At 73.3% G+C, this 8,351-nt stretch carries 11 protein-coding genes and 1 tRNA gene; 10 read left to right on the forward strand and 2 right to left on the reverse strand.

The genetic code is table 11. From position 1 onward, the window contains the following. The first annotated feature begins 44 nt into the window (after window positions 1-44). The 5 genes from dusB (at window position 45) to BLW04_RS11290 (ending at window position 4,851) form a co-directional block, all read left to right on the forward strand. A complete protein-coding gene (dusB, locus tag BLW04_RS11270) occupies window positions 45-1,226 on the forward strand; it encodes a tRNA dihydrouridine synthase DusB (RefSeq protein WP_254781359.1) in 1,182 nt (393 codons plus the stop codon). Next, window positions 1,223-1,669, forward strand: coding sequence for a hypothetical protein (locus BLW04_RS11275; protein ID WP_091540368.1), 447 nt, complete (start codon window positions 1,223-1,225; stop codon window positions 1,667-1,669). The genes dusB and BLW04_RS11275 overlap by 4 nt, the downstream gene beginning before the upstream one ends. A gap of 89 nt (window positions 1,670-1,758) precedes the next feature. After that, window positions 1,759-2,388 carry a YdcF family protein gene (locus BLW04_RS11280; RefSeq protein ID WP_091540371.1) on the forward strand — a complete coding sequence of 210 codons (630 nt, stop codon included), beginning with the start codon at window positions 1,759-1,761 and terminating at the stop codon, window positions 2,386-2,388. Window positions 2,389-2,398: 10 nt separating this feature from the next. Beyond that, window positions 2,399-4,288 (forward strand): DNA primase, encoded by a 1,890-nt coding sequence (dnaG, locus tag BLW04_RS11285; protein ID WP_091540375.1) that lies wholly within the window; start codon window positions 2,399-2,401, stop codon window positions 4,286-4,288. Continuing rightward, complete coding sequence (locus tag BLW04_RS11290; protein ID WP_091540380.1) at window positions 4,285-4,851, forward strand: hypothetical protein; 567 nt, start codon at window positions 4,285-4,287, stop codon at window positions 4,849-4,851. Before dnaG ends, BLW04_RS11290 begins: the two co-directional genes overlap by 4 nt. 44 nt (window positions 4,852-4,895) lie before the next feature. Here the strand turns inward: BLW04_RS11290 and BLW04_RS11295 are convergent, their stop codons facing one another. Next, window positions 4,896-5,108, reverse strand: coding sequence for a hypothetical protein (locus tag BLW04_RS11295; protein WP_091540384.1), 213 nt, complete (start codon window positions 5,106-5,108; stop codon window positions 4,896-4,898). Between the two features lie 133 nt (window positions 5,109-5,241). Between BLW04_RS11295 and BLW04_RS11300 the strand changes: the two genes are divergently transcribed. The 5 genes from BLW04_RS11300 (at window position 5,242) to BLW04_RS11320 (ending at window position 7,441) form a co-directional block, all read left to right on the forward strand. Next, window positions 5,242-5,314: transfer RNA gene (locus BLW04_RS11300), tRNA-Asn, on the forward strand. A gap of 164 nt (window positions 5,315-5,478) precedes the next feature. Beyond that, window positions 5,479-5,739, forward strand: coding sequence for a hypothetical protein (locus BLW04_RS11305; protein ID WP_091540388.1), 261 nt, complete (start codon window positions 5,479-5,481; stop codon window positions 5,737-5,739). A 264-nt stretch (window positions 5,740-6,003) separates the two neighbouring features. Further along, entirely contained in the window at window positions 6,004-6,366 is a 363-nt protein-coding gene (locus BLW04_RS11310) for an ArsR/SmtB family transcription factor (protein WP_091540392.1), read from the forward strand. Then, the gene (locus tag BLW04_RS11315) at window positions 6,363-6,875 is read left to right on the forward strand and encodes an SRPBCC family protein (protein WP_217630987.1); all 513 of its coding nucleotides are present in this window, start codon (window positions 6,363-6,365) and stop codon (window positions 6,873-6,875) included. The genes BLW04_RS11310 and BLW04_RS11315 overlap by 4 nt, the downstream gene beginning before the upstream one ends. Next, the gene (locus BLW04_RS11320) at window positions 6,872-7,441 is read left to right on the forward strand and encodes a TIGR03086 family metal-binding protein (RefSeq protein ID WP_091540397.1); all 570 of its coding nucleotides are present in this window, start codon (window positions 6,872-6,874) and stop codon (window positions 7,439-7,441) included. Before BLW04_RS11315 ends, BLW04_RS11320 begins: the two co-directional genes overlap by 4 nt. A gap of 168 nt (window positions 7,442-7,609) precedes the next feature. Here the strand turns inward: BLW04_RS11320 and BLW04_RS11325 are convergent, their stop codons facing one another. Continuing rightward, window positions 7,610-8,206 (reverse strand): maleylpyruvate isomerase family mycothiol-dependent enzyme, encoded by a 597-nt coding sequence (locus BLW04_RS11325; RefSeq protein WP_175484014.1) that lies wholly within the window; start codon window positions 8,204-8,206, stop codon window positions 7,610-7,612. Window positions 8,207-8,351 lie beyond the last annotated feature (145 nt).

Below are 8,351 nucleotides of genomic sequence, written 5' to 3' on the forward strand. Positions count from 1 at the left end.
GCCGTTTGCGGGAGCACTCGGGCGGGCCACCTACCCTGGAGCCCGTGACGACCCTGGCGCCCCCGAGGGCAGAAATGGCCATTTCTGCCCGGCCCGTGCCGGCGCCGCTGCAGCTGGGCCGGCTCACCGTCAACCCGGCCGTCGTCCTCGCGCCGATGGCCGGCATCACCAACCCCGCCTTCCGCACGCTGTGCCGGGAGTTCGGGGCCGGGCTGTACGTCTGCGAGATGATCACCACCCGGGCCCTGGTGGAGCGCAACGAGAAGACGCTGCAGATGGTCCGCGCGACGACCGACGAGGCCGACGCGTTCTCCGTCCAGCTGTACGGCGTCGACCCGGCGACCGTCGGTCGCGCGGTGGGGATGCTGGTCGACGAGCTGGTGGCCGGCGTCCGCCCGGCGCACATCGACCTGAACTTCGGCTGCCCGGTGCCGAAGGTGACCCGCAAGGGCGGAGGAGCGGCGCTGCCGTGGCGCAGGCGGCTGTTCGCCGACATCGTCGCGGCCGCCGTGGGCGCCGCCGGCGGCGTGCCGGTCACCGTGAAGACGCGGATCGGCATCGATCCTGAACACGTCACCTACCTGGAGGCCGGTCGGATCGCCGAGGACCAGGGCGCCGCCGCGATCACCCTGCACGGCCGCACCGCCGATCAGCTCTACAGCGGCACCGCCGACTGGACGCTCATCGCCCGGCTGGTCGAGACCGTCGGCATCCCCGTGCTGGGCAACGGCGACCTGTGGGAGGCCGACGACGCGCTGCGCATGGTCGCCGAGACCGGCTGCGCCGGCGTCGTCGTCGGGCGGGGCTGCCTGGGCCGGCCGTGGCTGTTCGCCGACCTGGCCGCTGCCTTCGCCGGCAGCCCGCGACGGACCATGCCGACGATGCGGGAGGTCGCCGCGGTCATGCACCGGCACGCCGGCCTGCTCTCGGCCGACCAGGGCGAGCTGCACGGCTGCACCGACTTCCGCAAGCACGTCACCTGGTACCTCAAGGGCTTCTCGGTGGGCTCCGACGTCCGCCGCGCGCTGGCCATGGTCAGCGGCCTGGACGAGCTCGCCGACCTGCTGGACCGCATCCCCGACCAGCCCTATCCGCAGTCGGTGCTGGGCGCCCCCCGCGGCCGCACGACCCCGCCGCGGCCGGTGGCCCTGCCCGAGGGCTGGCTGGCCGACCGGGACGACCCCCGGCCGCCCGCGGGCGCTGAACTCCTGGTCGGTGGCGGATGAGCAGCGGCGACTACCTCTACGACGACGACCCGGCGCCGCTGCACACCGGCACGCCGCGCAACCGCAACGGGCTGCTGCTGGCGATCGGCGGCGGCACCGTGCTGGTCGCCGTCCTGGTGGCCGTGCTGTTGCCGGTGCTCACCGGCTCGGCGCAGGAGCAGGCCGAGGAGGTCGCCGGGGTCTTCGCCGCGGCGCTGTCGCAGGGCGACACCGAGACCGCCTACCAGCTCCTCTGCGACGACGAGCGGGCCAGGCTGCAGCCCGGCGACCTGGCCGCGGCGTACCTGCACGACGGCACCCCGGAGGTCACCGGCTCGCGCGAGGGCACCGGTGCGCAGCCCACTCGGCTGGTCGACGTCCGGTGGGGCGAGGGCGCCGACGCGACGTCCACCGAGCTGACCGTGGTCCCCGAGGGCGGCACGAAGGTCTGCGGCACCCGCTGACCGTGCTGCCGCCGGCGGCTGAGCGGGCGCGCCGCCTCGGGGTCCACAGGCGTCCCACCCGTCCACCGGTCACGTGGTACCCATGACCTGTGGCGGGATGGGCGGGGCGGCTGGTGACCCGGGTGGTCGGCGCGGCGGTGACCGCGCTGGTGCTGCTGGTCGGCTCCACTGCACTGGCGATCTGGTGGACGGCGCGGCAGGACGCGCGCCCGGCCTCCGACGCGATCGTGGTGCTGGGCTCGGCGCAGTACAACGGCGTCCCGTCCTCGATTTTCGAGGCACGGCTGGAGCACGCCCTGGACCTGTACTCCGACGGCGTCGCCCCGGTCGTGGTCACCGTCGGCGGCAAGAAGTCCGGTGACGCGTTCACCGAGGCCGAGGCCGGGCGCGACTACCTCGCCGCGGCGGGGATCCCAGCCGACGGGCTGCTGGCCGTGCCCGAGGGCGTCGACACGCTGGAGAGCATGCGGGCGGTCGCCTCCGTGTTCGCCGACCGTGGGTGGAGCAGCGCCGTCCTGGTGACCGACCCCTGGCACGCGATGCGCGCCGAGCGGATGGCCGAGGACGCCGGGATCGACGCCACCAGCTCGCCGACCCGACAGGGGCCGGCGGTGCAGACCCGCGCCACACAGTTCCGGTACATCCTCCGGGAGACCGCGGCGTACCTGCTCTACCGGGCCACCGGAGAGAGCGTCGCGGGCGCACCGGGGATCGGCTGAGGGGGGTCTGATGGCACCGCGGGGACGCATCCGGGCCGCGGACATCGCACTGGTCCGTGAGCGGTCGAAGATCGACGACATCGTCGGGGAACACCTGCAGCTCAAGCGTGCCGGTGGGGGCAGCCTCAAGGGGCTGTGCCCATTCCACGACGAGAAGTCGCCGTCGTTCCAGGTCACCCCCTCGCGCGGGCTCTATCACTGTTTCGGTTGTGGGGAAGGCGGCGACGTCATCTCCTTCATCCAGAAGATCGACCACCTCGCCTTCTCCGAGGCGGTCGAGCTGCTGGCCGGGCGGGCCGGCGTCCAGCTGCAGTACGAGGACGACGGCGGCCGGCCCACCGGCGGTCCGGACCGGGCTGCGGTCGGCCAGCGCGCCCGGCTGGTGGCGGCCAACACCGCGGCGGCGGAGTTCTACGCCGCGCAGCTGATGACCCCTGACGCCGCGCCGGCCCGGCAGTTCCTCGCCGAGCGGGGCTTCGACAAGCAGGTCGCCCTGGACTTCGACTGCGGCTACGCGCCCGGTGGCTGGGACGCGCTGACCAAGCACCTGCTCGTCAAGGGCTTCACCCAGGGCGAGCTGGTCACCGGCGGCCTGGCCAAGGAGTCCTCCCGCGGCAGCCTCATCGACCGCTTCCACCGCCGGCTGCTCTGGCCGATCCGGGACATCACCGGCGACGTCATCGGCTTCGGCGCCCGCAAGCTGATGGACGACGACCCGGGGCCCAAGTACCTGAACACCCCCGAGACGCCGCTGTACAAGAAGAGCACCGTCCTCTACGGCGTGGACCGGGCCAAGCGGGACATCTCCCGGCGGCACCAGGCCGTCGTCGTCGAGGGCTACACCGACGTGATGGCCTGCCACATCGCCGGCGTCACCACCGCCGTGGCCTCCTGCGGCACCGCGTTCGGCGCCGAGCACATCAACGTGCTGCGCCGGCTGCTGATGGACCAGGACGAGTTCCGCGGGGAGGTCGTCTACACCTTCGACGGGGACGCCGCGGGTCAGGCGGCGGCGATGAAGACCTTCGCCGAGGACCAGCGTTTCGTCGCGCAGACGTTCGTGGCCGTCGAGCCCGACGGCCGCGACCCCTGCGAGCTGCGCCAGGCGCGGGGGGACGCCGCCGTCCGCGATCTCGTCGCGCGGCGCACCCCGCTGATCGAGTTCGTGCTGAAGACGACGCTGGCCGGCTACGACCTGGACACCGTCGAGGGCCGTGTCGCTGCGCTGGACAAGACCGCTCCGCTGCTCGCGCAGGTCAAGGACCACGCGCTGCGACCGGCCTACGCCCGGCGGCTGGCCGGGATGCTCGGCCTGCCCGACGAGTCGGAGGTCATCGAGCGGGTCCGCCGGCTCAGCGGGGAGAACGGGAGCGGTGAGCGGCCGCGGGCCCGGCCGCGTGCGGCCCAGCGGACTCCGGACGACGCCGCGGTCGAGGTGGAGCGAGAGGCGGTGAAGGCGGCGCTGCAGTGCCCGGAGATCGCCGGACCGTCGTTCGACGCGGTCGACCCCGGCGCCTACACCCAGCCCGACTACGCCGCGGTGGCCGCGGCGATCGCCGGAGCCGGGGGCGCGGCATCGGCGACGTCCAGTGGGCCGGCGTGGCTGGACGAGGTGTCCGCGCACTGCTCCCTCGACTCGGCCCGGGCAATGCTGACCGCGCTGGCCGTCGAGCCGCTGCATTCGGTGGGGGAGAACGACGCCGGCTACGTGAACGCGCTGATGGCCCGGCTGCACGAGATGGCCACGGTCCGCGAGATCGCCGCGCTCAAGGGCAAGCTGCAGCGGACCAACCCGGTCGAGGCGCAGGACGAGTACATGAAGGCGTTCAAGAAGCTGATGGACCTCGAGCAGTTGGCGATCTCGCTGCGCAAGCGGGCTGCCGGCGGGCTCACCCCGTGAGCCTCGCCGAATGGCTGCGGACCCGGTTCGCCAGGGCGCCCGAGCAGGTGCGGGCCGCGGTCGCCGCCGCTGGGGCCGACGAGCGAGTGCTGGCCTGGGGAGAGCTGGTCGCGGGTGGCTGGCTGGTGGCCACCTCGCGCGGGCTCCGGGTCGTGCCCGCGGACCCGGCTCCCGCGGCGGGCGACGTCCTGCCGTGGCATGAGGTGGCTAGCGCCACCTGGGCGGCGGCCGGTGCGGGCGGGACGTTCACCGTGACGCCGCTGGCCGAGGTGGAGCCCGGGGTGCAGCGCCGGTTGCCCGCCCAGCGCCACGTGCTCCGCGAGGCGGGGGAGCTCCCCGCTGCGCTGCGCAACCGGGTCGACCGGACGGTGGTCACCAGCCAGCGGCACCGGCTCCCGGGCGGGGGAGGGGTGCTGCTGGTCGCCCGGCGGGTGCCGGGACTGGACACGCGGGAGTGGTCGGTGGTGTTCGACGACGACGCCGACCGCGACGACCCGGACGCCCGCGCCGTGGCCCGGGAGCGGCTGGCCGCCGCGGTGGCCGCGGACGACCCCAGCCGCTGACGCCCCGCCGGGCCGCGCGAGGTCAGCGTGGGGTCCGCCCGGCGTCAGCGCGGCCCGGGCTCCTGACCGAGGCGGCTCTTGGCCGAGTCGACCGCTGCGTCGGCGCGGGCCTGCACCATGCCGGCGGCGCTCTGCAGGCGCGGGTCGTCCTTGGCGTGGTTGTAGGCGCGGCGGATCTGGTCGTAGCGCTCCCGCCCGGCGCGGGCGCCGAGGACGTAGCCGGCACCGAAGCCGGCGAGGAAGGACAGCTTGGCCACGGGGGACCTCCAGGATGGGGACGGGACGATCACGCTACCGGCGTGACGAACCGGCGACCCGCCGAGAGCCCCCAACCGCATCCCGCGCCCGGGTGCGGTAACCTCGACGGGCACCTGCGGGTCAGCCCGCCGGTCCCTCGTAGCTCAATTGGCAGAGCATGCGACTGTTAATCGCAGGGTTATAGGTTCAAGTCCTATCGAGGGAGCTCTGACCAGGGCGGCTGGCTCTGGGGTCCCGCACCCATCATTCGCTCATCAGATGCCGATGAGGACGGTGCCGCATGGGACGACCTCCGCTGCCGGTGGGCACCTTCGGGCGGATCGGGTTCCTCACCTCGCCCAGCGGTGAGATCCAGGCCCGCGCCCGGTTTTGGACTTTGACGGCCGCCCCCGCCTGGTCTCCAAGACCGGCGCCACCCGCGCCGCCGAGCGGGCGCTCAAAGCCGAGCTGACCGTCCGCCGCGGACCCGGCGGAGCGGGAGTGCTCACCGCGAGCTCCCGGATGTCCGCGGTGGTCGACGCCTTGTCGGCCGCCGACCACGGCTGGTCGAACGACACCGAGCGCACCTACCGCTCGACCGTGCGAACCCAGGTCTCCCAGCCTTCGGTCGGTTGTGCCTGCGTGAGGTGACGCCCGGCGCCGTCAGCCGGGCGCTGGCCACGATTGCCACGAAGAGCGGCCCGGGTGCGGCGAAGACGGCCCGCGCCTGCCTCTCGGAGATGTTCGCGCTCGCCATCGCCGACGGCGCCGTGACGGCCAACCCGGTCCGGGACGCCAGTGCCCGGCTGAACACCAGCGTCACCGACGGCCTCGCATCGTGTCAATCATTCGGTTGCCTTTCGTCAGGCGACGGCATACCTTCGTCAACCAAGCAGTTGAGGTTCGGGGGCCAAGATGAGCGACCCGCTGTCGCAGGTGTTCGCGGCCCTGGCCGATCCGACCAGGCGCGACCTGGTGGCGCGGCTGACCGACGGCGACGCCGCCGTGGGGCAGTTGGCGGCGCCGTATCGGGTGAGCGTGCAGGCCATCTCCAAGCATCTGAAGGTGCTCGAGCAGGCCGGCCTGGTCAGCCGCTGCGCGGAGGGGCACCGCAGCCCGGTGCACCTGGAGGCGGAGGTCTTCGACCTGATGACGAAGTGGATCGAGCGCTACCGGCAGCGGGCCGAGGCCCGGTACCGGCGGCTGGACGCCGTGCTGGCGGAGATGGACGACGACGAGGAGGCCGGGCACCGCCCGACGCGCGAGGAGACGGCATGAACGACACGATGACGACCGCGACGATCGAAGCAGATCCGAAGGTCCCGATCATCCGCGTCACCCGTGACTTCGCGGCCACCCCGGCCCAGCTGTTCCGGGCGCACACCGACCCGGAGCTGTTCGTTCGGTGGGTCGGCCCGGACGGGATGACGACCACCCTGGACCGCTGGGACGCCAGCACCGGCGGCAGCTGGCGCTACCTCGCCGCCCGGAACGGCATGGAGTTCGGCTTCCACGGCTGCTTCCACGAGGTCCGGCCGGACCGGATCGTGCAGACCTTCACCTGGGAGGGCGACCCGGACGGAGTCGCGCTGGAGACGCTTCTCTTCGAGGACCTCGGCGACGGCCGCACCCGGCTGCGCGCACAGTCGCTGTGCGACAGCTTCGAGGGCCGGGACGCCTGGCTGCGCAGCGGGATGGAGGTCGGCGTGGACCAGGGCTACGCCAAGCTGGACGCCCTGCTCGCCGCCGGTCGGATCGCCGGGACCGTCGAAGGAGCCGAGGCATGACCCTCCCCGTAGGCCCGGCCGGGCGTCATCGCGCGGTGACCGTCGGGTTCACCGCCCGGGTGCGGGGAGCGTCCGACTGGGACGCGCCGGCCCCGGTGGCCGGATGGCGCGCCCGGGACGTGGTCGGTCACCTGGTCGAGTGGTTCCCGGACTTCCTGAAGAGCGCGACCGGCCTGGTGCTCGACCGCGGCCCGTCGCCGGAGGAGGACCCGGTCGCCGCCTGGCAGGTGCACGCCGACGCGGTGCAGCGGCTGCTCGACGGGCCGGAGGCGGCCACCCCCTTCCGGCACCCGATGGTGGGGGAGATGCCGCTGCCGGTCGCGGTCGACCGGTTCTACACCTCCGACGTGTTCATGCACACGTGGGACCTGGCCCGCGCCACCGCCCAGGACGAGCGGCTCGACCCGCAGACCTGCGCCGACCTGCTCGCAGGGATGGAGCCGATCGAGGAACTGATGCGGTCCTCGGGGCAGTTCGGCCCCCAGGTGCCGGTCCCGGACGACGCCGACGTGCAGACCCGCCTGCTCGGCTTCATCGGTCGCGACCCGCTGCGCGGCAGGGAATGACGTTCACCGTGTGACGAAAGGCGGGGCACAAAAAGGCCACAGCACCGACACGGTTGGGGTGTGCCGGCGCTGTTCCCGGATAGGGCCGTCCGTCCTGGAACGTGCACGGAGGACGGACCAGCTCGGGATGCGGGTGTCGTCTCGACCAACAGGTGAGCCCGAGTTGGCTCAGCCGCGAGGCAGGGCCCGGCCGTCGGGCAGGGCGCGGCCGCTCAGGAGCGCTACGAGACGACCGCTGTCGGCCCGCACGACGTCACCATGGCCCCAGCTCCAGTCGGTGTCGGAAGCCTCGAGGCGGACGCCCGTGAGGTCGACGCCGAACCATGCGCCGTTGGCGGCGGTGAGCTGGTCGAGGATGGCGACCACGGCCTCCTTCGGCGCGACCGCCGGCCGGTCGAGCGCGACGGTGATGTCGAAGGAGTGGATGACGGCGTGGCTGAGCGCTCCGGCCGCGCCGCCGCCCGGGGGCTGCCACGCGTGCAGCAGCGGGGAGCGCAGCGCCTCCAGTTGATCGGCGAGCGGCAGGGAGGCGTCGCGCGCGGCCAGGGTGTCGGAGAGCACGGTGAAGTCCCCGCCGGCCGCCGCTATCTCGGCGCCGAACTGCGCGGGTGTCAGCCGGACCGGCATCGCCACGTGCGCGACCACGTGCCGGACCTGCCACTTCTCGCACAGCGACGGGGCGTCCCAGGTCTCGGCGGGCGCGGAGGCGAGCAGGTCGGCGAGGCCGTCGTAGGTGGGGGCCACCCAGGTCTGCAGGTCGGTCACGGTCGCTCCTCGTGGACTAGAGCGTGTCTGCCAAAGATTGGCGGGTTGGTGGGCGACGCTGGACGAATGTTGCGTACCGACGAGATCCCGGACGAGTTGTGGGAGTTGATCCAGCCGGTGCTGCCTGCCGGCGGTCATCAGGGCC

It is taken from the genome of Modestobacter sp. DSM 44400 (genome assembly GCF_900107175.1).
GTDB lineage: Bacteria > Actinomycetota > Actinomycetes > Mycobacteriales > Geodermatophilaceae > Modestobacter.

Coding starts and splice junctions, on each gene's coding strand:
- BLW04_RS11275 (WP_091540368.1), top strand. CDS start 1,223: ATGAGCAGCGGCGACTACCTCTACGACGACGACCCGGCGCCGCTGCAC.
- dnaG (WP_091540375.1), top strand. CDS start 2,399: ATGGCACCGCGGGGACGCATCCGGGCCGCGGACATCGCACTGGTCCGT.
- BLW04_RS11310 (WP_091540392.1), top strand. CDS start 6,004: ATGAGCGACCCGCTGTCGCAGGTGTTCGCGGCCCTGGCCGATCCGACC.
- BLW04_RS11315 (WP_217630987.1), top strand. CDS start 6,363: ATGAACGACACGATGACGACCGCGACGATCGAAGCAGATCCGAAGGTC.
- BLW04_RS11320 (WP_091540397.1), top strand. CDS start 6,872: ATGACCCTCCCCGTAGGCCCGGCCGGGCGTCATCGCGCGGTGACCGTC.